Annotated in this window: 33 protein-coding genes and 2 pseudogenes; 13 read left to right on the top strand and 22 right to left on the bottom strand. The window is 59.0% G+C overall.

Translation table 11 applies throughout. From position 1 onward, the window contains the following. The first annotated feature begins 15 nt into the window (after window positions 1-15). A complete protein-coding gene (cysN, locus tag L6D75_RS06300; protein ID WP_176512332.1) occupies window positions 16-1,917 on the top strand; it encodes a sulfate adenylyltransferase subunit CysN in 1,902 nt (633 codons plus the stop codon). 152 nt (window positions 1,918-2,069) lie between these two features. Continuing rightward, on the top strand, window positions 2,070-2,702 hold the full coding sequence (locus L6D75_RS06295) for a hypothetical protein (protein ID WP_176512333.1): 633 nt from the start codon (window positions 2,070-2,072) through the stop codon (window positions 2,700-2,702). Between the two features lie 33 nt (window positions 2,703-2,735). On the opposite strand, the gene L6D75_RS06290 is transcribed toward L6D75_RS06295, so the two are convergent. The 16 genes and pseudogenes from L6D75_RS06290 to L6D75_RS06225 form a co-directional block, all read right to left on the bottom strand. Then, window positions 2,736-3,404: an RES family NAD+ phosphorylase gene (locus L6D75_RS06290; protein WP_176512334.1), complete on the bottom strand. Its 669-nt coding sequence runs from the start codon at window positions 3,402-3,404 to the stop codon at window positions 2,736-2,738. A gap of 63 nt (window positions 3,405-3,467) precedes the next feature. Next, the gene (locus L6D75_RS06285; RefSeq protein WP_176512336.1) at window positions 3,468-3,650 is read right to left on the bottom strand and encodes a hypothetical protein; all 183 of its coding nucleotides are present in this window, start codon (window positions 3,648-3,650) and stop codon (window positions 3,468-3,470) included. Continuing rightward, window positions 3,647-3,910, bottom strand: a complete 264-nt coding sequence (locus tag L6D75_RS06280; RefSeq protein WP_236193448.1) for a bacteriocin immunity protein — start codon at window positions 3,908-3,910, stop codon at window positions 3,647-3,649. Before L6D75_RS06280 ends, L6D75_RS06285 begins: the two co-directional genes overlap by 4 nt. After that, window positions 3,907-4,263, bottom strand: a complete 357-nt coding sequence (locus L6D75_RS06275) for an S-type pyocin (protein ID WP_236193447.1) — start codon at window positions 4,261-4,263, stop codon at window positions 3,907-3,909. Before L6D75_RS06275 ends, L6D75_RS06280 begins: the two co-directional genes overlap by 4 nt. Window positions 4,264-4,388: 125 nt before the next feature. Further along, window positions 4,389-4,649 carry a bacteriocin immunity protein gene (locus L6D75_RS06270; protein WP_176512339.1) on the bottom strand — a complete coding sequence of 87 codons (261 nt, stop codon included), beginning with the start codon at window positions 4,647-4,649 and terminating at the stop codon, window positions 4,389-4,391. Then, window positions 4,646-4,882 (bottom strand): S-type pyocin domain-containing protein, encoded by a 237-nt coding sequence (locus L6D75_RS06265; RefSeq protein ID WP_276574729.1) that lies wholly within the window; start codon window positions 4,880-4,882, stop codon window positions 4,646-4,648. Before L6D75_RS06265 ends, L6D75_RS06270 begins: the two co-directional genes overlap by 4 nt. Window positions 4,883-5,106: 224 nt before the next feature. Then, window positions 5,107-5,223: pseudogene (locus L6D75_RS27305) on the bottom strand (bacteriocin immunity protein); the annotation flags it as partial. 13 nt (window positions 5,224-5,236) lie between these two features. After that, window positions 5,237-5,368, bottom strand: coding sequence for a bacteriocin immunity protein (locus tag L6D75_RS27300; protein WP_276574727.1), 132 nt, complete (start codon window positions 5,366-5,368; stop codon window positions 5,237-5,239). Window positions 5,369-5,472: 104 nt separating this feature from the next. Further along, window positions 5,473-5,736 (bottom strand): bacteriocin immunity protein, encoded by a 264-nt coding sequence (locus L6D75_RS06255; RefSeq protein ID WP_176512341.1) that lies wholly within the window; start codon window positions 5,734-5,736, stop codon window positions 5,473-5,475. Beyond that, the gene (locus L6D75_RS27425) at window positions 5,733-5,825 is read right to left on the bottom strand and encodes a hypothetical protein (protein ID WP_371871941.1); all 93 of its coding nucleotides are present in this window, start codon (window positions 5,823-5,825) and stop codon (window positions 5,733-5,735) included. Before L6D75_RS27425 ends, L6D75_RS06255 begins: the two co-directional genes overlap by 4 nt. Before the next feature lie 69 nt (window positions 5,826-5,894). Continuing rightward, window positions 5,895-6,158: a bacteriocin immunity protein gene (locus L6D75_RS06250; RefSeq protein WP_176512343.1), complete on the bottom strand. Its 264-nt coding sequence runs from the start codon at window positions 6,156-6,158 to the stop codon at window positions 5,895-5,897. A gap of 103 nt (window positions 6,159-6,261) precedes the next feature. Further along, entirely contained in the window at window positions 6,262-6,525 is a 264-nt protein-coding gene (locus tag L6D75_RS06245; protein WP_176512344.1) for a bacteriocin immunity protein, read from the bottom strand. Between the two features lie 289 nt (window positions 6,526-6,814). Continuing rightward, window positions 6,815-7,078 carry a bacteriocin immunity protein gene (locus L6D75_RS06240; RefSeq protein WP_176512345.1) on the bottom strand — a complete coding sequence of 88 codons (264 nt, stop codon included), beginning with the start codon at window positions 7,076-7,078 and terminating at the stop codon, window positions 6,815-6,817. Between the two features lie 127 nt (window positions 7,079-7,205). After that, window positions 7,206-7,436 (bottom strand): annotated as a pseudogene (locus L6D75_RS06235) (bacteriocin immunity protein); the annotation flags it as partial. 155 nt (window positions 7,437-7,591) lie between these two features. Continuing rightward, complete coding sequence (locus L6D75_RS06230; RefSeq protein ID WP_176512348.1) at window positions 7,592-7,852, bottom strand: bacteriocin immunity protein; 261 nt, start codon at window positions 7,850-7,852, stop codon at window positions 7,592-7,594. A gap of 370 nt (window positions 7,853-8,222) precedes the next feature. After that, the gene (locus tag L6D75_RS06225) at window positions 8,223-8,702 is read right to left on the bottom strand and encodes an Lrp/AsnC family transcriptional regulator (RefSeq protein WP_176512351.1); all 480 of its coding nucleotides are present in this window, start codon (window positions 8,700-8,702) and stop codon (window positions 8,223-8,225) included. 127 nt (window positions 8,703-8,829) lie between these two features. Here L6D75_RS06225 and L6D75_RS06220 point away from each other — a divergent pair, with 127 nt between their 5' ends. Continuing rightward, complete coding sequence (locus L6D75_RS06220; RefSeq protein ID WP_176512352.1) at window positions 8,830-10,029, top strand: methionine gamma-lyase; 1,200 nt, start codon at window positions 8,830-8,832, stop codon at window positions 10,027-10,029. Between the two features lie 147 nt (window positions 10,030-10,176). Here L6D75_RS06220 and L6D75_RS06215 read toward each other — a convergent pair whose 3' ends face one another. Then, on the bottom strand, window positions 10,177-10,611 hold the full coding sequence (locus tag L6D75_RS06215; RefSeq protein WP_176512354.1) for a Z-ring associated ZapG family protein: 435 nt from the start codon (window positions 10,609-10,611) through the stop codon (window positions 10,177-10,179). 135 nt (window positions 10,612-10,746) lie between these two features. Between L6D75_RS06215 and L6D75_RS06210 the strand changes: the two genes are divergently transcribed. The 3 genes from L6D75_RS06210 (at window position 10,747) to zapE (ending at window position 13,981) form a co-directional block, all read left to right on the top strand. Further along, complete coding sequence (locus tag L6D75_RS06210; protein WP_176512355.1) at window positions 10,747-11,382, top strand: alpha/beta hydrolase; 636 nt, start codon at window positions 10,747-10,749, stop codon at window positions 11,380-11,382. Between the two features lie 25 nt (window positions 11,383-11,407). Further along, entirely contained in the window at window positions 11,408-12,757 is a 1,350-nt protein-coding gene (locus tag L6D75_RS06205) for a tryptophan--tRNA ligase (protein ID WP_176512357.1), read from the top strand. A 129-nt stretch (window positions 12,758-12,886) separates the two neighbouring features. Beyond that, complete coding sequence (gene zapE, locus L6D75_RS06200; RefSeq protein WP_176512359.1) at window positions 12,887-13,981, top strand: cell division protein ZapE; 1,095 nt, start codon at window positions 12,887-12,889, stop codon at window positions 13,979-13,981. 105 nt (window positions 13,982-14,086) lie between these two features. On the opposite strand, the gene L6D75_RS06195 is transcribed toward zapE, so the two are convergent. Next, window positions 14,087-15,007, bottom strand: a complete 921-nt coding sequence (locus L6D75_RS06195) for a GlxA family transcriptional regulator (RefSeq protein WP_176512962.1) — start codon at window positions 15,005-15,007, stop codon at window positions 14,087-14,089. A 187-nt stretch (window positions 15,008-15,194) separates the two neighbouring features. Continuing rightward, window positions 15,195-16,235: an NADP(H)-dependent aldo-keto reductase gene (locus L6D75_RS06190; protein ID WP_176512361.1), complete on the bottom strand. Its 1,041-nt coding sequence runs from the start codon at window positions 16,233-16,235 to the stop codon at window positions 15,195-15,197. Between the two features lie 258 nt (window positions 16,236-16,493). On the opposite strand from L6D75_RS06190, the gene rplM reads away from it, so the two are divergent. The 7 genes from rplM (at window position 16,494) to L6D75_RS06155 (ending at window position 21,359) form a co-directional block, all read left to right on the top strand. Beyond that, the gene (gene rplM / locus L6D75_RS06185; protein WP_176512363.1) at window positions 16,494-16,922 is read left to right on the top strand and encodes a 50S ribosomal protein L13; all 429 of its coding nucleotides are present in this window, start codon (window positions 16,494-16,496) and stop codon (window positions 16,920-16,922) included. Window positions 16,923-16,936: 14 nt separating this feature from the next. Then, on the top strand, window positions 16,937-17,329 hold the full coding sequence (rpsI, locus tag L6D75_RS06180) for a 30S ribosomal protein S9 (protein WP_003260797.1): 393 nt from the start codon (window positions 16,937-16,939) through the stop codon (window positions 17,327-17,329). Between the two features lie 263 nt (window positions 17,330-17,592). Next, window positions 17,593-18,186, top strand: coding sequence for a ubiquinol-cytochrome c reductase iron-sulfur subunit (petA, locus tag L6D75_RS06175; protein ID WP_176512364.1), 594 nt, complete (start codon window positions 17,593-17,595; stop codon window positions 18,184-18,186). Beyond that, the gene (locus tag L6D75_RS06170) at window positions 18,186-19,397 is read left to right on the top strand and encodes a cytochrome b (protein WP_043273975.1); all 1,212 of its coding nucleotides are present in this window, start codon (window positions 18,186-18,188) and stop codon (window positions 19,395-19,397) included. The genes petA and L6D75_RS06170 overlap by 1 nt, the downstream gene beginning before the upstream one ends. Next, on the top strand, window positions 19,397-20,176 hold the full coding sequence (locus tag L6D75_RS06165; protein WP_176512366.1) for a cytochrome c1: 780 nt from the start codon (window positions 19,397-19,399) through the stop codon (window positions 20,174-20,176). Before L6D75_RS06170 ends, L6D75_RS06165 begins: the two co-directional genes overlap by 1 nt. Before the next feature lie 117 nt (window positions 20,177-20,293). Next, a complete protein-coding gene (locus tag L6D75_RS06160; RefSeq protein ID WP_176512368.1) occupies window positions 20,294-20,917 on the top strand; it encodes a glutathione S-transferase N-terminal domain-containing protein in 624 nt (207 codons plus the stop codon). 10 nt (window positions 20,918-20,927) lie between these two features. Then, complete coding sequence (locus L6D75_RS06155) at window positions 20,928-21,359, top strand: ClpXP protease specificity-enhancing factor (protein WP_176512370.1); 432 nt, start codon at window positions 20,928-20,930, stop codon at window positions 21,357-21,359. 48 nt (window positions 21,360-21,407) lie between these two features. Here the strand turns inward: L6D75_RS06155 and L6D75_RS06150 are convergent, their stop codons facing one another. The 3 genes from L6D75_RS06150 to L6D75_RS06140 all read right to left on the bottom strand — a co-directional run bounded on the left by L6D75_RS06150 (window position 21,408) and on the right by L6D75_RS06140 (window position 22,948). Further along, window positions 21,408-21,626 carry a YgdI/YgdR family lipoprotein gene (locus L6D75_RS06150; RefSeq protein ID WP_176512373.1) on the bottom strand — a complete coding sequence of 73 codons (219 nt, stop codon included), beginning with the start codon at window positions 21,624-21,626 and terminating at the stop codon, window positions 21,408-21,410. Window positions 21,627-21,779: 153 nt separating this feature from the next. Beyond that, a complete protein-coding gene (locus tag L6D75_RS06145; RefSeq protein ID WP_176512374.1) occupies window positions 21,780-22,358 on the bottom strand; it encodes a BON domain-containing protein in 579 nt (192 codons plus the stop codon). Next, window positions 22,355-22,948, bottom strand: a complete 594-nt coding sequence (locus L6D75_RS06140; RefSeq protein WP_012274070.1) for a phosphoheptose isomerase — start codon at window positions 22,946-22,948, stop codon at window positions 22,355-22,357. Before L6D75_RS06140 ends, L6D75_RS06145 begins: the two co-directional genes overlap by 4 nt. Between the last annotated feature and the right edge of the window lie 26 nt (window positions 22,949-22,974).

Below are 22,974 nucleotides of genomic sequence, written 5' to 3'. Positions count from 1 at the left end.
TTTCAGGGTTACTCCATGTCGCACCAATCCGATTTGATCAGCGAAGACATCCTCGCTTATCTGGCTCAGCACGAGCGCAAAGAACTGCTGCGTTTCCTCACCTGCGGCAACGTGGATGACGGCAAGAGCACCCTGATCGGGCGCCTGCTGCACGATTCGAAGATGATCTACGAGGACCACCTCGAGGCCATCACCCGCGATTCGAAGAAGTCCGGCACCACCGGCGAGGAAGTCGACCTGGCGCTGCTGGTCGATGGCCTGCAGGCCGAGCGTGAGCAGGGCATCACCATCGATGTCGCGTACCGCTACTTCTCCACCGCCAAGCGCAAGTTCATCATCGCCGACACCCCGGGCCACGAGCAGTACACCCGCAACATGGCCACCGGCGCCTCGACCTGCGATTTGGCGATCATCCTGGTCGATGCCCGCTACGGCGTGCAGACCCAGACCCGCCGGCACAGCTACATCGCCTCGCTGCTGGGCATCAAGCACATCGTCGTCGCGGTCAACAAGATGGACCTCAAGGGCTTCGACGAGCAGGTGTTCGAGTCGATCAAGGCCGACTACCTGAAGTTTGCCGAAGCCATCAACCTGCAGCCGTCGAGCCTGCACTTCGTGCCGATGTCGGCGCTCAAGGGCGACAACGTGGTCAACCGCAGCGAGCGTTCGCCGTGGTACACCGGCCCTGCGCTGATGGAAATCCTCGAAACCGTCGAAGTGTCGGCTGACCGCAACGTCACCGACCTGCGCTTCCCGGTGCAGTACGTCAACCGCCCGAACCTGAACTTCCGCGGCTTCGCCGGTACCATCGCCAGCGGCGTGGTGCACAAGGGCGACGACATCGTGGTGCTGCCGTCGGGCAAGAGCAGCCGGGTCAAGTCCATCGTCACCTACGAAGGTGAGCTGGAGAATGCCGGCCCGGGCCAGGCCGTGACCCTGACCATGGAAGACGAGATCGACATCTCCCGTGGCGACCTGCTGGTGCATGCCGACAACGTGCCGCCGGTGACCGACCAGTTCGACGCCATGCTGGTGTGGATGGCCGAAGAGCCGATGCTGCCGGGCAAGAAATACGACATCAAGCGTGCCACCAGCTACGTGCCGGGCTCGATTGCCAGCATCACCCACAAGGTCGATGTGAACACCCTGGAGCAGGGCGCTGCCAGCGCGCTGCAACTGAACGAGATCGGCCGCGTCAAGGTCGCCCTGGACGCCCCGATCGCCCTGGACGGTTACGACAGCAACCGCACCACGGGTGCGTTCATCGTCATCGACCGCCTGACCAACGGCACTGTGGGCGCCGGCATGATCATCGCCCAGCCTGTATTGCCGCACGGCAGCACCGGCCAGCATGGCAAGCAGGCGCACGTGGCGACCGAAGAACGTGCCCTGCGCTTCGGCCAGCAGCCGGCCACCGTGCTGTTCAGCGGCCTGTCCGGCGCTGGCAAGAGCACCTTGGCTTATGCCGTCGAACGCAAGCTGTTCGACATGGGCCGAGCGGTGTACGTGCTCGACGGCCAGAACCTGCGCCACGATCTGAACAAGGGCCTGCCACAGGACCGCGCCGGCCGCACCGAGAACTGGCGTCGCGCCGCCCACGTGGCGCGCCAGTTCAACGAAGCTGGCCTGCTGACCCTGGCTGCGTTCGTCGCCCCGGATGCCGAAGGCCGCGAACAGGCCAAGGCACTGATCGGCAAGGACCGCCTGGTGACCGTTTACGTTCAGGCCTCGCCGCTGGCGTGCCGCGAGCGTGACCCGCAGGGCCTGTATGCTGCCGGTGGCGACAACATCCCGGGTGAGAGCTTCCCGTTCGATGTGCCGCTGGATGCCGACCTGGTGATCGATACCCAGAGCGTCAGTGTTGAAGAAGGCGTGAAGCGGGTGCTGGATGTGCTGCGTCAGCGTGGCGCTATCTAAGCATTGGTGTTTGTGAAGAACCCCGCTTCGGCGGGGTTTTTTGTTTTTGGGTTTCAATGATTGCTTTGTATTGACAAATTGACAAGTTGACAGATTTTTCTCGACGCCCTAGCCTAAGGGCACATGAGCAATTCAGGTTCTGGGGAGGTTTCATGAGTGTGGTCACCCACGATGCGATTCATCCCGCGCTCGCAAGCATCGAGGCCGCCAAGGCTGCATTGCGGGAGCGTTTCGAGGAGCATCTTGCTCGAGCGTCGGCGGCGGTAGTGCTGAAAGCCGTGGCGCTTGCAGACGAGAAGGCTTTTGCTGCGCTAGCCAAGGTCGAGGTTGAGGCGAAGCGTAGTATTGCAACGCGCAACCAGGAGGCGGTGGCCAGGATGAAGGCGCGCGCCTTTGAACGGGTAGACAGTCGCTGTGAGCTGCTTGACGCTAAAGCAGCGTGCGAAATCCTGGGCATTACCAAACAAGCACTGAGTCAGAAGGCCAAGGCGGGGAAGCTACTGGCCTACACCAATACCGGCAATCGCAGAAAGTTCTACCCGTCGTTTCAGTTTGTCGAAAACAAGCCAAGGCCAATCATTGAGGCATTGATAACATCGCTTGATGTAGATCCTGCTGATACGCAAGCAATGAACACGCTCGTTCAGCATCTGGTCGGCAGAATGGATTACTCCGACCCAGGCGAGCCGAGCAACGAAGTGCCCCGGTTTGAAGTACTGGATGATCCAGCCGCTCTGGAAATTATCAAGCGTGACTACCGGAATGCGTTGATGGCCGGACAGTGAAGGCGGGCCTCGTGAGAGGTCCGTTTTTTGTGCTTACTCCAGCACTAACCCCAGACTCTCCAGGAATTCCACAGCCGTCTCCCCATTCGGTAACAGTACTGCCATACACCGTTGGTGGCTGATCGCCTCGACTTGGCGCCTACGGCCCTCGAACAGCACGAGGTTGCACCCGTCCATGGACCCGGTCACGGTGTAAACCGCTGACTGATAGAGCAGGCCATCGACCTCACCGACATTCATGCACGCTTGGCTGATTTTTTGGGTGAGTGCATATCCCTCTCGCCCCTGTCCTTTGGCCTGCACGATATCGCGCACTTTATGGTGGGTGGCTCTATTCGCCAATGCGGCCACGTCAACCACGTTCAATACACGCGCCGCCTTGAGTCGATGCAGTGAGGTTTGCTCTAGTCGCCAGAGACTAACTGACTGGTCATCAACACCCTGGCCAGGCTGGAAGGACTCGGCCACGGCAACTTCCTCGGTGAGACCGAGGTAATAGACGCCGATCTGTTTGGCGGGATCGGCGTAGCGGGTGTCGGAGTCGGCGCGATAGTGGACGGGGTTGGCATCGTAACGGGAGGGCTGAACGCGGTACAGCACTGTACCGGGAGGTATTTGGCACAGTAGTTCCGGGTAGTTGTTCAGAGTCTTCAGCACTTGCTCGGAGATAGTGTTATCCGGGTTTTTCACTATACCGCTCATGAAGCACCTCCGAGCAATCGCAGTGGTATGCGCGGGTAGCGCTGAATTAACGGCATATGCTAGCTAGCCCTTTTTGTCCTCGAGCGACTTGTAGTGCCGGTCATAGTCACTATGGCGTTCGCAACCTTGTTTGTAAGGATCCATGTCGCAGGCGAACTTCTGGTCCTGCAGATTAGGCAGAATGAGGATCCTGCCGTCGGCACAACCGGATAGAAGCAGCATCAATACCCATACAGACTTGTTCATTGCACGTCCTTGAACAGGGGAAGTCCCTTTGATTTTCGCCAGGCGATGATGCGTGCGATCACTGCCACAGCGTAGCCCTCCAGTTCGTTTGCCGGGTAGTAGAGGAGGTCAGAGCCCTCTGGGTGCTCGGCCACGTCGATAAAGTGTTCCAGTAATCGATCCTGCCAGGCTGAAGTTCCGGTTGCCTGGAGCAGTTCCTCGACAACGCTCCGGAATTCTGCGCAGGTGTAGTCGGCGATGCTGTGCTTTTGACTGATCACCACTCTATCTCCGAAGACAGCGCGTACTGCAGGGCGCTCATGATCCGTAGATTCTCGGCGTCGTACATCGCACCGCCCACGGTGGGTGGGTCTATGTGGCAGATCTGATAGTTGCGCACGCCTTTGGCGGTTTCGCCGAAGGGCGCGCGGGGTGGCCAGCCTTGTTTGATGCGGTTGAGTTGCGAGGCGACGAATTGGTGGGAGTAGACCGGATCTTCGGCGAGGGCCATCCAGAAGGACTGGGCGAAGTCTTCGAAGCTGACGAAAGTTTGCTCTGCAAGACTTTTTACAAGGTGCTCTGGGAGGTACATAGCTATGACAGCGTTTCTCTCTTGAAGTGATGCATGGATCATGGCTGTGCTTATTTGGGATGGGAATATTCACCGCGCTGCATTTGGTGTGAGGTTTTTTTGACGAGCGTGTAGGAATATTCAGGATCTAGGCGTGATATGCCCCGTGAAGACGGGGCATATGTTGGTTATGACTTAAAGCCTCTTTTTCCGTTGGCTAGTCGCCAAGACTTAATGATTTCCACAATTTTCTCCGGATTACCATCCTCCGGGGTGGCTGGCCTGTACAGGAGATTTATTCCGGAAGGATGCTCAGTTACTTTTCTGAAATGCTGCAGTAAAGGCGTGAGTACCTCGTCCGGCTCGTCCTCGTTTGCTCTGTCGATTTCAGCTAGGAACTCCAGGAATTCCTGCTCTGTGTAATCACTTAGGTTTTCCTTGAGTATCATGGCTTTTCTCTGTAATGGATGGCGTTATGCACCCTTGGCGTTACGATTCTCAAATTGCTCATGTCGAAAACACCTCCGCCTTCACTTAGATCCAGTGCAGGATAGCTTTCCGTTGTGTTGCTTACAGGGTTGAGGCTGTTGCCGGTGTAAACAATCGTGCCCGGCGGAGCGGGTGGCAGGCTAGTGGAGCTACCTTCACCACCTCCGGACGGGCGGGCGGGTGTCCAGGTCAGGATGCGCTATGGGTTCTCCAGTGCGAGGCTGTATACCTGCCGTTCAGTATCAAATGTTGCGGCCCTTACCGGCACTGCCTTACCGCCGGGAACCACGTACAAGCTGATCCACTCTTATGTTGTCTACGTCGTAGGCGGCTCCACCTTCCGAAATTGGGTTGGTGAATAGTTAAGGCTACCCTGCAGTGCGCAGGGTAGTTTCTGCACTCGATTGTGATTCCGCCTCAGTCCTCTCTGAATCCTAGTTTTCCGTTATCAGTTCGCCACTTTTTAACAATATCAAGTACTGCCTCAAGTTCACCTTGATCGTCACTCTCCGGCCAATAGATCAAGTCTGTTCCGCTAGGATGCTCCCTACTTCAGAAAAATGTTTAAGAAGGGGGCTAGTACTTCATCAGGCTCTTCAGTGTTGGCACGGTAAACCTCCTTTAGAAGGTCGATGAATTCAGGCTCTGTGTAATCGCTGTAGCTATTCTTCAGCCTCATGCTTTGTCTCCATAATAAGTTTTGTGGTGCGCAGATGGAGTAACTTTATTTTGATGAGGTTGATTTGAAATATAGGATTGCCCCGACGGAGCGGGGCAGCAATTTTACTCGGGCTTGAAACCGGCGCGACCTTCGGCGGCGCGCCACTGTTTTATGATTCGAATGATCTCTTCAGGGGTGTCAACGCCATCGGATTCGGGCCAATAAATAAGGTCGGATCCGCTGGGGTGCTCAGAGATTTTTTTGAATTTCAAAATGCGCAAATCCAGTTCTTTTTCGCTTACATCATCTGCCGGATCGGTGATGGAGGTAATGAACTCAAGGAATTCAGCCTCGGTGAAGTCGGAAAATATCTTGTGGTCTTTCATTGCGATGTCCCGTAGTGGATTCGGTTGTGAGCCTCTGGTCTCACCACTCTTATGTTATCTACCTCGTAGACGGCTCCACCTTCCGAAATTGGGTTGGTGAATAGTTAAGGCTACCCTGCAAGCGCAGGGTAGTTTCTGCACTCGATTGTGATTCCGTCTCAGTCTTCTCTAAATCCTAGTTTTTCGTTATCAGTTCGCCACTTTTTAACAATGCCCAGTACTGCCTCCAGTTCACCTTGATCGTCACTCTCCGGCCAATAGATCAAGTCTGTTCCGCTAGGATGCTCCGTTACATCAGAAAAATGTTTAAGAAGGGGGGCTAGTACTTCATCAGGCTCTTCAGCGTTGGCACGGTAAACCTCCTTTAGGAAGTCGATAAATTCAGACTCTGTGTAATCGCTGTAGCTATTATTCCGCCTCATGCTTTGTCTCTATAATGAGTTATGTGGTGCGCAGATGGAGTAACTTTGTTTGATGAGGTCGATTTGAAATATCGGATTGCCCCGACGGAGCGGGGCAGCAAACTTACTCAGGTTTGAACCCGGCGCGACCTTCGGCGGCGCGCCACTGTTTTATGATTCGAATGATCGCTGCTGGGGTGTCAAGCTCATCGGCGTCAGGCCAAAAAATCAGATCGGATCCGCTAGGATGTTCGCATAGTTCTTCAAATTTAAATATTCGTAAATCCAACTCTTCTTCACTAAGCCCGTCTTCTGGGTCGCTAATTGAAAAAATTAATTTAAGGAATTCGGCTTCGGTAAAACCGGAAATGTCGGATTTCTCGTTCATTCTGATGTCCTTCAGTGAATTTGACTGTGCGCAGCCGGTGTGGCCGAACTAATGCTGCCAGTTTGACGTTGATGGCATTAAGTTGAAATGAAGGCTCTGGAAGGTGCGCGGCCATAAGATGGTTCTTTTGGGCAGGTGTCAAAAGATGGTGGCGTAGTTTTCAAAGGCTGTAAACTTATGTAGGGCCAATTTGGCTGTGGGGCGTTTTCTAATAATGTGTAGGAATTTTCAATTGCAAGCGTGGGGAAGGCAGAGGGCCTGAGTTATCAGGACCTCTGAATAGTGCCTTTCAGGACGGCTTGAAGCCATCCTTACCGTTAGCCAGACGCCATTCCTTGACGATTCTGAGTACTTCCTCTGGCTCACCCTCTTTGCTGGACGCAGGCTTGTACAAAAGATTAATCCCAGAGGGATGCTCAGTGACTTTTTTGAAATGCTGCAGCAAAGGCGTGAGTACCTCGTCCGGCTCGTCCTCGTTTGCTCTGTCGATTTCAGCTAGGAACTCCAGGAATTCCTGCTCTGTGTAATCACTTAGGTTTTCCTTGAGTATCATGGCTTTTCTCCGTAATGGTAAGGATTGATATCGCAGGTGAATTTCTGGTTATGCCGATCAGGCAGAAGAAGGATTCTGCCATCGGCGCAACCGGATAGAAGCAGTATCGACACCCATACAGATTTGTTCATTGCAGGTCCTTGAACAGGAGAAGTTCCTTTGATTTTCGCCAAGCAATGATCTGTGCGATCCCCTTCGGCGCAGCCCTCGAGGTCGTTTGCCGGGTAGTAGGGTGGTCAGAGCCATCCGAGTGTCCGGCAATCTCGATAAAGTGTTCGAGCAAGCGATCCTGCCAAGCCGAGGTACCGGATGCCTGTAGCAATTCCTCAACCACAGTCCTAAATTCGGCTCGCGTGTAATTTGTAAGGGAGAGTTTTGACTAATCACCACTTTATAAGTTTCTAGGAAAGTTACAGCACCAGTTCGGAGTGCCTTCCCACGAAGCGGGGTGTAAGGCTACAATCTACGCCTTGCCTGATAAGAAATACCCCGCCGAGGCGGGGTTGTGGATATTTATGATCTAAATCCTTCTTTGTTGTTGGCCAGTCGCCAATCCTTTATGATTTTAAGGACCTGTTCAGGTTCGCCTTGGCTGCTCCCTTGTGGTCTGAAGAATAGATCACTGCCAGAAGGGTGTTCAGTTATTTTTTCAAAGTGTCCAATCAGGGGGATCAATATCTTTTCGGGTTCATCTTCAATGGCTCGATTAATTTCGTACAAGAATCCGACAAATTCTTGTTCGGTGTAGTCAGTAATCTGATCTTTTAAAATCATGTTTATTTCCTGGGAAGCTGTGGCTAACGACCCTGAACTTTCCAAACAATTTTCCCTCGGCTTGGCCCCCCAGTACCTCTGGGCCGCCCTGCGTCCAAGCCCCAGCCGCCGTAGCCTGGTCCCCCGCCGCCGGAAAGAGGAGGGAGCGGTGTTCGGTCTGGGGCTTGCTCGTTTATCCAGAGCCCCTCATTTAAATGCAGGGCACCGCCCGAATCACGGAATGGTTCACCAAATTTGATAGTTTCATTTTGAGCCATGTAGTCATCCTCCTAATCGCTACATGGCAAGCGTGCTATGGCTGGTTTCTCGTGTATGTCAGGCGCGGCCTGTCAATCGGTAGGAGGCTTCCCACCGACTTGAAAGATCTGATTCAAATGTGTACTTCAGACACAGGGATCACCCGTTTTTCCTTAACCGCCTTGTAGGAAAAGCTCGAGTAGATCTCTTTCACCCCCGGCAACCGCTGCAACACTTCCCGGGTAAATTCGCCGAACGATTCCAGGTCTCGCGCCAGGATCTCCAGCAGGAAGTCATAGCGCCCGGAGATGTTGTGGCAGGCCACAATCTCGGGAATCTCCATCAGCCGCCGCTCGAACGCCAAGGCCATGTCCTTGGTGTGCGAATCCATCATGATGCTGACGAACGCAGTTACCCCGAACCCCAATGACTTGGGCGAGAGAATCGCCTGGTAGCCGGTGATGTAGCCGTGGTCTTCCAGCAGCTTGACCCGGCGCCAGCAAGGGGAAGTGGTCAGTGCGACCTTGTCGGCGAGTTCGGATACGGTCAGGCGGGCGTTATCTTGCAGGGCGGCGAGCAGGGCGCGATCGGTGCGATCGAGGGTAATAGGCATGGTTTGCCCTCAGGTTGAGGTTTTTATTGTTTTTGTTCCAATACACCCGCGAATGCGTGGGCAATTTTGGAAAAAATCAGGCAGTGCGGTGGCATAAGCTTAGAACAAACCTCCAGAGGCTGTAGCCATGCGCGGCTCCCATAACAACAACACCGGTTTTTCCACCCGAGCCATTCACCATGGCTACGACCCGCTTTCCCACGGTGGCGCGCTGGTGCCGCCGGTGTACCAGAGCGCAACCTATGCCTTCGCGACGGTGGAATATGGCGCAGCGTGCTTTGCCGGAGAGGAGGGCGGGCATTTCTACAGCCGGATCTCCAACCCGACCCTGGCCCTGCTGGAGCAGCGCATGGCCTCCCTGGAAGGCGGCGAGGCCGGGCTGGCCCTGGCCTCGGGCATGGGCGCCATCACCTCGACCTTGTGGACCCTGCTGCGGCCCGGCGATGAATTGATCGTCGGCACCACGCTGTACGGCTGTACCTTCGCATTCCTGCACCATGGCATCGGCGAGTTCGGGGTGAAGATTCGCCACGTAGACCTCAACGACAGCAGAGCGCTCAAGGCGGCGATCAACCGTAAGACGCGGATGATCTACTTCGAAACGCCGGCCAACCCCAACATGCAGCTGGTCGATATCGCCGCCGTGGCCGAAGCGGCGCGCGGGCATGACATCCACATCGTTGTCGACAACACCTACTGCACGCCCTACCTGCAACGGCCGCTGGAGCTTGGCGCCGACCTGGTGGTGCATTCGGCCACCAAGTACCTCAGCGGCCATGGCGACATCACTGCGGGGCTGGTGATCGGGCACAAGGCGTTGATCGACCGGATTCGACTGGAAGGCCTCAAAGACCTGACCGGCGCGGTGCTGTCACCGCACGATGCGTCGTTGCTGATGCGCGGCATCAAGACCTTGGCGTTGCGTATGGACCGCCATTGCGCCAATGCCCAGCAAGTGGCGGAGTACCTGGCGCGCCAGCCGCAGGTCGAGTTGATTCACTATCCGGGGCTGCCGACGTTCAGCCAGTATGCGTTGGCCCAGCAGCAGATGCGTTTGCCGGGCGGGATGATCGCCTTCGAGCTCAAGGGCGGCATCGAGGCAGGGCGGCGCTTCATGAATGCGTTGCAGCTGTTTGCCCGGGCGGTGAGCCTGGGGGATGCCGAGTCGCTGGCGCAGCATCCGGCGAGCATGACTCATTCGAGCTATACGCCTGAAGAGCGTGCGCATCATGGGATCTCGGAGGGGTTGGTGCGGTTGTCGGTGGGGCTGGAGGATGTTGAGGATCTGCTGGCGGATGTTGAGCAGGCGTTGAAGGCTTGTAGTTGATTTGTCTGCATTGGCCCTATCGCCGGCAAGCCGGCTCCCACAGGTACAGCATCGATTCCCTCTGTGGGAGCCGGCTTGCCGGCGATGAGGACGGTGAATTTCACACAAGAAAAAGGCCTCTTTCGAGGCCTTGTTCATTTCAGCGAATCAGCGCTTGAGCCCGTAGCTCTCGTCGAGCATGCCCGGCGAGTTCGGCGTCTTCGGCGCGTAGTCGCGCGGCACTTCGGTGTCGCGCGGTGGGGTCAGGCGATCGCGTGGGCCCTGGCCCGCTTCGGAATGCAGGGCAGCCAGCAGGCGCTGGCGGGTGACGTCATCGAGGGCCAGGCTGTTGGCACCTTCGGCCAGGTGATCTTGCACATCCTGGTAGCTCTGGGTCAGTTTCTTGACCAGCACGGCGGTGCTGTTGAAGTGGGTGACCACTTCGTTCTGGTAACTGTCGAAGCGCTTCTGGATATCGTCCAGCTGACGCTGGGTGCTGCTCGGCGCAGCATTGGGCAGCAGGCGCGCCACGACGAAGCCGATGGCGACGCCAATGACCAGGGCCAGGGTTGGCAACAACCAAACAAGGAGCGAGAGTTCCACGAGTCCTTCCTCTATAAACGGCTTTGCTTTACGTTAACGGCTCAGACCTGCGCTGTATACCGCGAGCGATCGCAAATCAGAACAGAATTCCACACCTAGACGAATCGACCCCCTTCGAGGTCACGGAGTAGTGCCTTGCTTGTCCGCGAAACCCCCTTGTTCATCGATGGCCCCGTGGGCCAGCTGGAAGCCTTGTACCTGGACGTGGCCGATGCCCGCGGTGCGGTGCTGATCTGCCACCCGAACCCGGTTCAGGGCGGCACCATGCTCAACAAGGTGGTCTCGACCCTGCAGCGTACTGCCCGTGATGCCGGCTACGTCACCTTGCGCTTCAACTACCGCGGCGTCGGCCAGAGCGCCGGCAGCCACGACATGGGCGCGGGCGAGGTGGCCGATGCCGAAGCCGCCGCGGCCTGGCTGCGCGAGCAGCACCCGCAGTTGCCGCTGGTGTTGATGGGCTTCTCCTTCGGTGGTTTCGTCGCCACCAGCCTGGCCGGGCGCCTGGAAGCGGCCGATGTGTCGCTGCAGCACCTGTTCATGATCGCCCCGGCGGTGATGCGCCTGAGCGATGAATTCCCGTTGCCGCAGCGCTGCCCGATCACGGTGGTGCAGCCTGACGCCGACGAAGTCGTGGCGCCGCAGCTGGTTTACGATTGGTCCGACAGCCTGTCGCGCCCCCATGAGCTGCTGAAAGTGGCAGAATGCGGACACTTCTTCCATGGCAAGCTGACCGATCTGAAGGATCTGCTGCTGCCGCGCCTTTCGAATTGAGCCAAGCCTGAATAAGCGAACACCCATGACCACGCGCATTCTCACTGGTATCACCACCACCGGCACCCCGCACCTGGGCAACTACGCGGGCGCCATCCGCCCGGCGATCGTCGCCAGCCAGCAGCCTGGTGCCGACTCGTTCTACTTCCTGGCCGACTACCACGCCCTGATCAAGTGCGATGACCCGCTGCGCATCCAGCGCTCGCGTCTGGAAATCGCCGCGACCTGGCTGGCCGGCGGCCTCGACCCGCAGAAGGTGACCTTCTACCGCCAGTCCGACATCCCCGAAATCCCCGAGCTGACCTGGCTGCTGACCTGCGTGGCTGCCAAGGGCCTGCTCAACCGCGCCCACGCCTACAAGGCCTCGGTGGACAAGAACGTGGAGAACGGCGAAGACCCGGACGCCGGCGTGACCATGGGCCTGTTCAGCTACCCGGTGCTGATGGCCGCGGACATCCTGATGTTCAATGCCAACAAGGTGCCGGTCGGCCGTGACCAGATCCAGCACGTGGAAATGGCCCGCGACATCGGCCAGCGTTTCAACCACCTGTTCGGCCAGGGCAAGGACTTCTTCGCCCTGCCAGAAGCGGTGATCGAGGAGAGCGTGGCGACCTTGCCGGGCCTGGACGGTCGCAAGATGTCCAAGAGCTACGACAACACCATCCCATTGTTCACCAGTGCCAAGGACATGAAGGACGCCATCTCGCGCATCGTCACCGACTCGCGCGCCCCAGGCGAAGCCAAGGACCCGGACAACGCCCACCTGTTCACCCTGTTCCAGGCCTTCTCCACGCCAGCCCAGTGCGCCGAGTTCCGCGAAGAACTGCTGCAGGGCCTGGGTTGGGGTGATGCCAAGCAGCGCCTGTACCAGTTGCTCGACGGCCAGCTGGCGGAAAAACGCGAGCACTACCACCAGCTCATTTCGCGCCCGTCGGACCTGGAAGACATCCTCCTGGCCGGTGCCGCGAAGGCGCGCAAGATTGCTACCCCGTTCCTCGAGCAACTGCGCGAGGCCGTTGGCCTGCGTTCGTTCCGCAGCAGCGTGCAGGCCAGCACCGAAGTGAAGAAGAAAGCCGCCAAGAGCGCGCGCTTCGTCAGCTTCCGCGACGAGGACGGCAGCTTCCGCTTCCGCCTGCTGGCCGCCGATGGCGAGCAATTGCTGCTGTCGCGCAGCTTCGCCGACGGCAAGAGCGCTGGTGCGGTGAGCAAGCAGTTGCAGCAAGGTGGCGACGCCGATGTGCGCGTCGAAGGCCTGGGCTTCAGCTTGTGGCTGGACGGCGAGCAGGTCGCCCAGGGGCCGCAGTTCGAGGGCGCAGAAGCCCGTGATGCGGCGATCGAGAGCCTGCGCGAGGCCTTGACCCCGGCCCAGGACTGACCTCCTGGCGCCGGTGCCATGCAGCGGATTACTGCCTTGAATGAGGCATATTGACGCAAGTCGCATTGCCATTAAGCGGGCCTGTCGCTACAGTGACGGCCCGTTTTTTGTTGCCTCGCTAACGAAATCATGACGCCCCTAGAACGATATCAAGCAGATCTGAAACGTCCCGACTTCTTCCATGACGCGGCGCAGGAAACTGCGGTGCGTCACCTGCAGCGTCTGTACGACGACCTGATCGCTGCGCAGAACAACAAGCCGGGCGTGTTCGGCAAGCTGTTCGGCAAGAAGGAGCAGACGCCGGTCAAGGGCCTGTATTTCTGGGGTGGAGTAGGGCGCGGCAAGACCTACCTGGTCGATACGTTCTTCGAGGCGCTGCCGTTCAAGCAGAAGATGCGTACGCACTTCCACCGCTTCATGAAGCGCGTCCACGAGGAGATGAAGACCCTCAAGGGCGAGAAGAACCCGCTGACCATCATCGCCAAGCGCTTCAGCGAAGAAGCCAGGGTCATCTGCTTCGATGAGTTCTTCGTTTCCGACATCACCGATGCCATGATCCTCGGCACCTTGATGGAAGAGCTGTTCAAGAACGGCGTCTCGCTGGTGGCGACCTCCAACATCGTCCCCGACGGCCTGTACAAGGATGGCCTGCAGCGTGCGCGCTTCCTGCCGGCCATCGCCATGATCAAGCAGTACACCGATGTGGTGAACGTCGACAGCGGCGTCGACTACCGCCTGCGCCACCTGGAGCAGGCCGAGCTGTTCCACTTCCCGCTGAACGAAGCGGCCGAGCAGAGCATGCGCGCAAGCTTCAAGGCGCTGACGCCGGAGTGCACCCAGGCGGTCGACAACGACGTGCTGATGATCGAGAACCGCCCGATCCACGCCCTGCGCACCTGTGACGATGTTGCCTGGTTCGACTTCCGTGCCCTGTGCGACGGGCCGCGCAGCCAGAACGACTACATCGAGCTGGGCAAGATCTTCCACGCCGTGCTGCTGAGCAACGTCGAGCAGATGAGCGTGACCACCGACGACATCGCCCGGCGCTTCATCAACATGGTCGACGAGTTCTACGACCGCAACGTCAAGCTGATCATCTCGGCCGAGGTGGAGCTCAAGGACTTGTACACCGGCGGGCGCTTGGCGTTCGAATTCCAGCGCACCCTGAGCCGGTTGCTGGAGATGCAGTCGCACGAATTCCTGTCGCGCGCACACAAGCCGTAAACAACGGGGGCCGCTTTGCGGCCCATCGCCGGCAAGCCGGCTCCCACAGAGATTGGTGTGGGGGCCGGCTTGCCGGCGATGGGGCACGAAGCGGCCCCAGTGGTTTCAGGCTTCCTGCATGAACTGCTGGCGATACTGGTTCGGCGACAACTCCGTGTGCTGGCGGAACAACCGCGCAAAGAAGCTGGCATCGTCATAGCCCACTTCGTAGCTGATGGTCTTGATGCTCTTGCGCGTGCTCGACAGCAGCCCCTTGGCCGTCTCGATGCGCAAGCGCTGCAGGTAATGCAACGGCTTGTCGCCGGTCGCCCCCTGGAAGCGGCGCATGAAGTTGCGGATGCTCATGCCATGGTTGCGGGCCACATCCTCGAAGCGGAACTTGTCGGCGAAATGCTCCTCCAGCCAGTGCTGGATCTGCAGGATGATCAGGTCCTGGTGCAGCTTCTGCCCACCGAAGCCCATGCGCCCCGGGGTGTAGTTGCGCTGCACTTCATAGAGGATGTCACGGGCCACCGCGCGGGCCACGTTGGCCCCGCAGAAACGCTCGATCAGGTAGATGTACAGGTCGCAGGCCGAGGTGGTGCCGCCTGCACAGTACAGGTTGTCGGCATCGGTCAGGTGCTTGTCCTGGTTGAGCCGGATCTTGGGGAAACGCTCGGCGAAGCTGGCGAAGAAGCGCCAGTAGGTGGTTGCCTCCTTGCCGTCGAGCAGGCCCGCCTCGGCCAGCCAGAACACGCCGCTTGCCTCTGCGCACAGGACCGCGCCACGGGCATGCTGCTGGCGCAGCCATGGCAATACCTGGGGGTAGCGTTGCAAGAGGGTGTCGAAATCTTCCCAGAAGGCCGGGAGGATGATCACGTCGGCATCGTCGAGGCCGCCGTCGACCGGCAGTTGCACGTTGCTGAAGCTGTCCACCGGCTGGCCGTCGGGGCTCACCAGGCTGATGTCGAACATCGGCTGCAGGCCCAGGCCCAGCTGTTTGCTGTAGCGCAAGCTGGCGAGGTGGAAGAAATCCTTGGCCTGCATCAGGGTCGAAGCAAAGACCTTGTCAATGGCCAGGATGCTGACGCGCCGCAGCGACGCCGAGGGTTGGGTAAACATCATTGTCATTGTTCTTATAGGGTAGAGTGGTCAATCACCGGCTGGATCGTCTTATTTTTTGGCGATTGTGTCTACCCCGTGTAACAGCGGGCCGCAAAGCGGCCCCTGCAGGTCAGGGCGCCGGGTTCGGCTGGTCCTGGTGAACCGCCTCGATCGCTGCCAGCAGCTCGTCGCTCAGGCTCAGTTGCAGGCTCTTGAGGTTGCTCTCCAGTTGCACCAGGTCGGTGGCGCCGATGATGTTGCTGGTCACGAACGGTTGCCGGGTGACGAACGCCAGGGCCATCTGCGCCGGGTCCAGCCCATGGTCGCGCGCCAGCTTGATGTAGCGGCTGCAGGCCGCCACGGTCTGCGGATTGGAATAGCGGGCAAAGCGGCTGAACAAGGACAGGCGGGCAGTGGCCGGGCGGGCGCCGTTTTCGTACTTGCCCGACAGCATGCCGAACGCCAGCGGCGAATAGGCCAGCAGGCCGCACTGCTCGCGAATCGCCACCTCCGCCAGGCCCACCTCGAAGCTGCGGTTGAGCAGGTTGTACGGGTTCTGGATCGACACCGCCCGCGGCCAGCCGCGGCTTTCCGCCAGCTGCAGGAACTTCATGGTGCCCCAGGGCGTTTCGTTGGACAGGCCGATATGGCGGATCTTGCCGGCGCGCACCTGCTCGTCGAGCACCTCGAGGGTTTCTTCCAGCGGCGTGAACAGGTCATTGGCCAGGTGCTGGTAGCCCAGCTTGCCGAAGAAGTTGGTGCTGCGCTCGGGCCAGTGCAGCTGGTACAGGTCGATGCGGTCGGTGTGCAGGCGCTTGAGGCTTTCGTCCAGCGCGGCAACGATGTGCGTGCGGTTGTGCTTGAGCTGGCCGTCGCGGATGTGGCTGATGCCGTTGCCGGGGCCGGCGACCTTGCTGGCGAGGATCCAGTCGTCGCGGTCACCCTGCTGGCGGAACCAGTTGCCGATGATGCGCTCGGTGGCGGCGTAGGTCTCGGGGCGCGGCGGCACCGGGTACATTTCGGCGGTGTCGATGAAGTTGACGCCATAGGCCTTGGCCATGGCGATCTGGGCGAAGGCCTCGGCGCCATCGTTCTGTTCGCCCCAGGTCATGGTGCCCAGGCACAGGGCGCTGACATCCAGGTCGGTACGGCCGAGCTTGCGGTATTCCATCGGGAAAGCACTCCTTGGGCAAAGACATCCATAAAAGCAGGTTGAAATTTTTCGCGCAATCTGGATAATTCGGCCCCTCTCCGTGTGGAGGAAGTGATGCACCACCACGCAGGATGAACCCCGTCGAACATTGGCGTGCCCGACCCGAGCCCCCAATAGCGCCTGTGTTCGGCTGCGCGCTTGCCCTTGGCAAGGTGTGCACTATCCAGTAAGATTCGCCGTCTATTTTTCGCTGGGCGGCCTCTGAGGCTTTAGAGAATGAAAACTTTTACTGCTAAACCGGAAACAGTAAAGCGCGAGTGGTTCGTAGTCGACGCCGCTGGCCAGACCCTGGGTCGTCTGGCTACCGAAATCGCTACCCGTCTGCGTGGCAAACACAAACCAGAATACACCCCTCACGTTGACACCGGCGACTACATCGTCGTCATCAACGCCGAGCAGATCCGTGTAACTGGCGCCAAGTCTTCCGACAAGATGTACTACTCCCACTCCGGCTTCCCAGGTGGCATCAAGGAAATCAACTTCGAGAAGTTGATCGCCAAAGCCCCTGAGCGTGTTATCGAAACCGCGGTCAAAGGCATGCTGCCGAAGAACCCGCTGGGTCGCGACATGTACCGCAAGCTGAAAGTGTACGCGGGTGCTGCTCACCCACACACTGCTCAGCAGCCTCAAGAACTGAAGATCTAACGGGATAGTTCATTATGTCGGCGACTCAAAATTACGGCACTGGCCGTCGCAAGACCGCAACCGCTCGCGTTTTCCTGCGTCCGGGTACTGGTAACATCTCCATCAACAACCGTTCTCTGGACGTGTTCTTCGGTCGCGAAACCGCTCGCATGGTTGTTCGCCAGCCGCTGGAACTGACCGAGACCGTTGAGAAGTTCGACATCTACGTCACCGTTTCCGGTGGTGGTGTCAGCGGTCAAGCCGGTGCGATCCGTCACGGTATCACCCGCGCTCTGATGGAATACGACGAAACCCTGCGTGGCGCTCTGCGTCGTGCTGGCTACGTCACCCGCGACGCTCGTGAAGTCGAGCGTAAGAAAGTGGGTCTGCGTAAAGCGCGTAAGCGTCCTCAGTACTCCAAGCGTTAATACCGCTTCGGCAGTCAAAAAAAGCCCGGTTCCTTGGAACCGGGCTTTTTTTATGTCTTGAACTAACCTGTCAGCATGTCGGTGGCGACTTGGCGCATAGACGCAGATCAAGCAAAGCGAGGGTTACAGCCTGTAGTGGGGGTAATCACCTTGTCATTGTGTGGTTTTGTTACTTACCATGACGACCAATTTTTAGTGCCACAGACATTACCTAAGTACAGGCCTGATCCAACAGGCCAAGCAAGCTGATGGGAGAGGACTGAATGAGCAATGACGGCGTCAACGCAGGCCGGCGCCGCTTCCTCGTAGCCGCGACATCCGTGGTCGGGGCAGCGGGGGCAGTGGGGGCTGCGGTACCGTTCGTGGGGTCATGGTTTCCCAGTGCCAAGGCGAAAGCAGCCGGTGCACCGGTGAAGGTCAATATCGCCAAGGTCGAACCTGGGCAGCAAATGGTCGCTGAGTGGCGCGGCCAGCCCGTATTCATCGTGCGGCGAACGCAAGAGATCCTGGGCAACCTCAAGAAGATCACGGGCGAGCTGTCCGACCCGGAGTCCAAAGCGTCGGAGCAGCCGGCCTATGTCGACCCCGAGGTACGCTCGATCAAGCCGGAAATCCTCATTCTCGTCGGCCTGTGCACCCACCTGGGCTGCTCGCCGACCTTCCGCCCGGAAGTCGCCCCTGCCGACCTCGGCCCGAAATGGGTGGGCGGCTACTTCTGCCCGTGCCACGGCTCCCATTACGACCTGGCTGGGCGTGTCTACAAGTCGCAGCCAGCGCCTCTCAACCTGCCAGTGCCGCCGCACTCTTACGAGTCGGATGACATCATCGTCATCGGCGTCGACCAGGAGAAAGCATGATGAGCAAGTTCATGGACTGGATTGATGCTCGCTTCCCCGCGACCAAGATGTGGGAAGACCACCTGAGCAAGTATTACGCGCCCAAGAACTTCAACTTCCTGTACTTCTTCGGCTCCCTGGCCCTGCTGGTGCTGGTCAACCAGATCGTCACCGGCGTATGGCTGACCATGAGTTTCACGCCCTCGGCAGAAGAGGCCTTCGCCTCGGTCGAGTACATCATGCGTGACGTCGAGTACGGCTGGATCCTGCGCTACCTGCACTCCACGGGCGCCTCGGCGTTCTTCATCGTGGTCTACCTGCACATGTTCCGCGGCCTGCTCTACGGCTCCTACCAGAAGCCACGCGAGCTGGTCTGGCTGTTCGGCATGCTGATCTACCTGGCGCTGATGGCCGAGGCCTTCATGGGCTACCTGCTGCCGTGGGGGCAGATGTCGTACTGGGGTGCCCAGGTGATCATTTCGCTGTTCGGCGCCATCCCGGTGATCGGCGGCGACCTCACCCAGTGGATCCGTGGTGACTACCTGATTTCGGGCATCACCCTGAACCGCTTCTTCGCCTTGCACGTGGTGGCCCTGCCGATCGTGATTCTGGGCCTGGTGGTGCTGCATATCCTGGCGCTGCACGAAGTGGGTTCGAACAACCCCGATGGCGTCGACATCAAGAAGAAGAAGGACGAGAACGGCATTCCCCTGGATGGCATCCCGTTCCACCCTTACTACACCGTGAAAGACATCGTCGGCGTGGTGGTATTCCTGTTCGTGTTCTGCGCCGTGGTGTTCTTCTTCCCGGAAATGGGCGGTTACTTCCTGGAAAAACCCAACTTCGAACAGGCCAACGCGTTCAAGACGCCTGAGCATATTGCCCCGGTGTGGTACTTCACGCCGTTCTACGCGATCTTGCGTGCGGTGCCTGACAAACTGTTCGGCGTCATTGCCATGGGTGCGGCGATCGCTGTGCTGTTCGTGCTGCCCTGGCTGGACCGCAGCCCTGTGCGCTCGATGCGCTACAAGGGCTGGATCAGCAAGGTCTTCCTGCTGGTGTTCTGCGTGGCCTTCGTGATTCTCGGCGTGCTCGGCGTGCTGGCACCGACGCCTGGGCGTACCTTGCTGTCGCAGGTGTGCACGGTGCTGTACTTCGCCTACTTCCTGCTGATGCCGTTCTACACAAGGCTCGAGAAGACCAAACCGGTTCCGGAAAGGGTGACTGGCTGATGAAAAAGTTGATTGCAGTATTTTTGCTGGCAGTGATGCCTGCCTTTTCCTTCGCTGCCGAACATGGCCTGGAGCTGGACAAGGTCGATATCGACCTGGCTGACAAGGCCGCCATGCAGGATGGCGCGCGCACGTTCGCCAACTATTGCATGGGCTGCCACAGCGCCAAGTTCCAGCGCTACGAGCGGGTTGCCGACGACTTGGGGATCCCCCATGAACTGATGCTGGAGAAGCTGGTGTTCACCGGTGCCAAGATCGGCGACCACATGAACATCGGCATGCAGCCGGCCGACGCCAAGGCCTGGTTCGGTGCTGCGCCACCTGACCTGACCCTGGTTGCCCGGGTGCGCGGCACCGACTGGTTGTACACCTACCTGCGCAGCTTCTACGAGGACAAGTCGCGGCCTTACGGGGTGAACAACAAGGTCTTCCCCAACGTCGGCATGCCCAACGTGCTGGTCGGCCTGCAGGGCAACCAGGTGGTTGGCTGCAAGCAGGTGCAGACCGTGGTCGATGGCAAGAAACAATTCGACCCATTGACGGGGAGCCCGCTGACCCATGAAGCCTGTGACCAGCTGACCATCACGCCGAATTCCGGTACCCTGACCACCGAGCAGTTCGACGAGAAGGTCAAGAACCTGGTGACCTTCCTGGCCTATTCGGCCAACCCGGTCAAACTGGAAAGCCAGCGCATTGGTACCTACGTGTTGCTGTACCTGGCTTTCTTCTTCGTATTCGCCTATTTGCTCAAGCGTGAATACTGGAAGGACGTGCATTGATCACGCAGTAATTTCTGGTTGTTGAACGCGCCCGGGGCGTCCTGGCAATTTTGCCAGGACGCCCCGGGCGCGTTTTCATTTACAGTTTCACAAGCATCCCTTGCGAGGAGGCGCTACATGGGCGCAACCAACCGGTTAGCCTGCTATTCCGACCCCGCTGACCATTATTCTCATCGGGTACGCCTCGTGCTCGCCGAGAAAGGCGTCAGCGTGCAGGTCATCGACGTCGATCCCGCTCGCCTTCCGCCGAAGCTGGTTGAAGTAAACCCTTATGGCACTGTGCCGACCCTGGTCGATCGTGACCTGGCGTTGTATGAATCGACCGTGGTGATGGAATACCTCGAGGAGCGTTATCCACATCCGCCATTGATGCCGGTGTACCCGGTGGCGCGCGGTAACAGCCGCTTGCTGATGCATCGCATCCAGCGCGACTGGTGCGCCCTGGCTGATACCATACTCGACCCGCGCAGCAAGGATGCCGCCCGCACCGAGGCACGCAAGGCGCTGCGCGAGAGCCTCACGGGCGTGTCGCCTCTGTTCGGCGAATTCGCCTGTTTCATGAGCGATGAGCAAAGCCTGGTCGATTGCTGTCTACTGCCCATACTCTGGCGTTTGCCGGTGTTGGGTATCGAACTGCCGCGGCAAGCCAAGCCGCTGCTGGATTACATGGAGCGACAGTTCGCCCGCGAGCCATTTCTGGCGAGCCTGTCCTCCGTTGAACGTGAAATGCGCAAGCTTTAAGGAGCCGTTGATGAACTCCAGTCGCCCCTATCTGGTTCGAGCACTGTACGAGTGGATCGTCGACAACGATTGCACCCCTCATATGCTGGTCAATGCCGAGTACCCGGCTGTCCAGGTGCCGCAAGGCTTCGCCAGTGACGGCCAGATCGTCCTGAACATCTCCCCCAGTGCCGTGCGCAACCTGCACATGGACAACGAAGCGGTAAGCTTCGAGGGGCGTTTCAGTGGTGTGTCCCATTCGCTGTTCGTGCCGGCCGCTGCCATTCTCGGGATCTATGCCCGTGAAAACGGCCAGGGCATGGTCTTCGAGCTGGAGCCGCCGGTCATGCAAGATGACGAGTTAGAGGAAGAAGGTGTCGAGCCTGACGACGATGGCCCGCCAGAAGGCGGTGGGCAGCCGCCGCGCCCAAGTGGCCGGCCAAGCCTGAAGGTGGTCAAGTAACAAAAAAGGCGATCCGAATGGATCGCCTTTTTCATTGCCGGCCCGTGATTACAGGTCGCTGATGGTGCGTACCTGGTCCTTGTTGATGCGGGTGCGCTTGCCGTCGAGCTGCTGGAACTCGTAGAAGCCGGTGGCCTTCTCGTAGCGCGGCGCGTCGACTGCCTGGAATTCGCGGCCGTCGTTGAGGGTGATCAGGCTGGGGGTGGAGCAGCCGGCCAGGGTGGCGAAAGCGCCGATCAGCAGGGCAGGCAGCAGAAGCTTTTTCATGCGGTGTTTCCTGGGGTTCTGAAGGGTAAGGCGTTGCCTGTTCGGGCCTCATCGCCGGCAAGCCGGCTCCCACAGAAACGCCACAATCTCGAAGTTTGTGGGCTCCTGTGGGAGCCGGCTTGCCGGCGATGAGGCCCGAACAGATCGGTGAAATCAGTCGATGTACTCGAACAGCTTGACGATCTTCTGCACGCCCGACACACCCTGCACCACGGCAGTGGCCGAGTTGGCCTCCTGCTGGGTCACCAGGCCGAGCAGGTAGACGATACCGTTCTCGGTGATGACCTTGATGCGCGAGCTGGGCACGGCGTTGTCGGTCAGCATCTGCGTCTTGATCTTGGTGGTCAGCCAGGCGTCGTTGTTGCGCGCGAGGATGGAGGAGGGCTGCATCACCTGCAGTTCGTTGTGCACCTTCTTGACCCGTTGCACCTGGCTGGCAGTCTGCTCGGCCTGGCTCTTGAGGTCGGCGCGCGGGGTTTGCCCGGCCAGCAGCACGATGCCGTTGTAGCTGCTGACGACGATGTGCGAGCTCTTGTCCAGGTCTGGGCTGGCCTTGGCGATGTTCACCGAGGCTTTGGTCTCGATCAGCGAGTCGTCGATCTTGCTGCCGATGGTGCGTGTGCCGCGATCATCCTCGATCGGCGAATTGCGGGTCGAGGTCAGTACCGAGCTGCAGCCGGTGACGCTCAGGCACAGGGTCAGGGCCATCAGGCCGAGGCGCTTGGGGATCATTCTTCACTCCCGAACAGTTGGCTGTCGATCAGATCGCACAGGCAGTGGATCGCCAGCAGGTGGACTTCCTGAATACGTGCAGTGACCGTCGAAGGGACGCGGATTTCCACATCTTCCGGCAGCAGCAGCGATGCCATGCCGCCACCGTCACGCCCGGTCAATGCTACGACAATCATTTCGCGATCATGTGCCGCTTGGATCGCTTGAATCACGTTGGCCGAGTTGCCACTGGTAGAAATCGCCAGCAGAACGTCGCCGGGCTGGCCCAGGGCGCGAATCTGCTTGGAGAAGACTTCGTTGTAGCTGTAGTCGTTGGCGATCGAGGTCAGCGTCGAGCTGTCGGTGGTCAGGGCGATGGCCGGCAGGCTCGGGCGCTCGCGCTCGAAGCGGTTGAGCAGCTCCGACGAGAAGTGCTGGGCGTCGCCAGCCGAGCCGCCGTTGCCGCAGGCGAGCATCTTGCCCTCGTTGAGTAGCGCATTGACCATGACCAGGCTGGCCTGCTCGATGTGCGGTGCCAGGATGTCCATTGCCTGTTGCTTGGTGTCGATGCTGGCCTGGAACAGCCGGCGAATTCGGGATTGCATGTCCATCTGGTGACCTTAAGTGGGGCGGTGGC

This window comes from Pseudomonas faucium (assembly GCF_021602585.1).
Classification (GTDB): Bacteria; Pseudomonadota; Gammaproteobacteria; order Pseudomonadales; family Pseudomonadaceae; genus Aquipseudomonas; species Aquipseudomonas faucium.
Note: the sequence above shows the minus strand (reverse complement) of the source record. Positions and strands in the feature narration are given on the sequence as shown.

Excerpts from the sequence above, each read along its gene's own strand:
- cysN (WP_176512332.1), top strand. The coding sequence starts at position 16 with ATGTCGCACCAATCCGATTTGATCAGCGAAGACATCCTCGCTTATCTG.
- L6D75_RS06295 (WP_176512333.1), top strand. The coding sequence starts at position 2,070 with ATGAGTGTGGTCACCCACGATGCGATTCATCCCGCGCTCGCAAGCATC.
- L6D75_RS06290 (WP_176512334.1), bottom strand. The coding sequence starts at position 3,404 with ATGAGCGGTATAGTGAAAAACCCGGATAACACTATCTCCGAGCAAGTG.
- L6D75_RS06285 (WP_176512336.1), bottom strand. The coding sequence starts at position 3,650 with ATGAACAAGTCTGTATGGGTATTGATGCTGCTTCTATCCGGTTGTGCC.
- L6D75_RS06275 (WP_236193447.1), bottom strand. The coding sequence starts at position 4,263 with ATGATCCATGCATCACTTCAAGAGAGAAACGCTGTCATAGCTATGTAC.
- L6D75_RS06270 (WP_176512339.1), bottom strand. The coding sequence starts at position 4,649 with ATGATACTCAAGGAAAACCTAAGTGATTACACAGAGCAGGAATTCCTG.
- L6D75_RS27300 (WP_276574727.1), bottom strand. The coding sequence starts at position 5,368 with ATGAGGCTGAAGAATAGCTACAGCGATTACACAGAGCCTGAATTCATC.
- L6D75_RS06255 (WP_176512341.1), bottom strand. The coding sequence starts at position 5,736 with ATGAAAGACCACAAGATATTTTCCGACTTCACCGAGGCTGAATTCCTT.
- L6D75_RS06250 (WP_176512343.1), bottom strand. The coding sequence starts at position 6,158 with ATGAGGCGGAATAATAGCTACAGCGATTACACAGAGTCTGAATTTATC.
- L6D75_RS06245 (WP_176512344.1), bottom strand. The coding sequence starts at position 6,525 with ATGAACGAGAAATCCGACATTTCCGGTTTTACCGAAGCCGAATTCCTT.
- L6D75_RS06240 (WP_176512345.1), bottom strand. The coding sequence starts at position 7,078 with ATGATACTCAAGGAAAACCTAAGTGATTACACAGAGCAGGAATTCCTG.
- L6D75_RS06230 (WP_176512348.1), bottom strand. The coding sequence starts at position 7,852 with ATGATTTTAAAAGATCAGATTACTGACTACACCGAACAAGAATTTGTC.
- L6D75_RS06225 (WP_176512351.1), bottom strand. The coding sequence starts at position 8,702 with ATGCCTATTACCCTCGATCGCACCGATCGCGCCCTGCTCGCCGCCCTG.
- L6D75_RS06220 (WP_176512352.1), top strand. The coding sequence starts at position 8,830 with ATGCGCGGCTCCCATAACAACAACACCGGTTTTTCCACCCGAGCCATT.
- L6D75_RS06205 (WP_176512357.1), top strand. The coding sequence starts at position 11,408 with ATGACCACGCGCATTCTCACTGGTATCACCACCACCGGCACCCCGCAC.
- zapE (WP_176512359.1), top strand. The coding sequence starts at position 12,887 with ATGACGCCCCTAGAACGATATCAAGCAGATCTGAAACGTCCCGACTTC.
- L6D75_RS06195 (WP_176512962.1), bottom strand. The coding sequence starts at position 15,007 with ATGCAGGCCAAGGATTTCTTCCACCTCGCCAGCTTGCGCTACAGCAAA.
- L6D75_RS06190 (WP_176512361.1), bottom strand. The coding sequence starts at position 16,235 with ATGGAATACCGCAAGCTCGGCCGTACCGACCTGGATGTCAGCGCCCTG.
- rplM (WP_176512363.1), top strand. The coding sequence starts at position 16,494 with ATGAAAACTTTTACTGCTAAACCGGAAACAGTAAAGCGCGAGTGGTTC.
- rpsI (WP_003260797.1), top strand. The coding sequence starts at position 16,937 with ATGTCGGCGACTCAAAATTACGGCACTGGCCGTCGCAAGACCGCAACC.
- petA (WP_176512364.1), top strand. The coding sequence starts at position 17,593 with ATGAGCAATGACGGCGTCAACGCAGGCCGGCGCCGCTTCCTCGTAGCC.
- L6D75_RS06170 (WP_043273975.1), top strand. The coding sequence starts at position 18,186 with ATGAGCAAGTTCATGGACTGGATTGATGCTCGCTTCCCCGCGACCAAG.
- L6D75_RS06165 (WP_176512366.1), top strand. The coding sequence starts at position 19,397 with ATGAAAAAGTTGATTGCAGTATTTTTGCTGGCAGTGATGCCTGCCTTT.
- L6D75_RS06160 (WP_176512368.1), top strand. The coding sequence starts at position 20,294 with ATGGGCGCAACCAACCGGTTAGCCTGCTATTCCGACCCCGCTGACCAT.
- L6D75_RS06155 (WP_176512370.1), top strand. The coding sequence starts at position 20,928 with ATGAACTCCAGTCGCCCCTATCTGGTTCGAGCACTGTACGAGTGGATC.
- L6D75_RS06150 (WP_176512373.1), bottom strand. The coding sequence starts at position 21,626 with ATGAAAAAGCTTCTGCTGCCTGCCCTGCTGATCGGCGCTTTCGCCACC.
- L6D75_RS06145 (WP_176512374.1), bottom strand. The coding sequence starts at position 22,358 with ATGATCCCCAAGCGCCTCGGCCTGATGGCCCTGACCCTGTGCCTGAGC.
- L6D75_RS06140 (WP_012274070.1), bottom strand. The coding sequence starts at position 22,948 with ATGGACATGCAATCCCGAATTCGCCGGCTGTTCCAGGCCAGCATCGAC.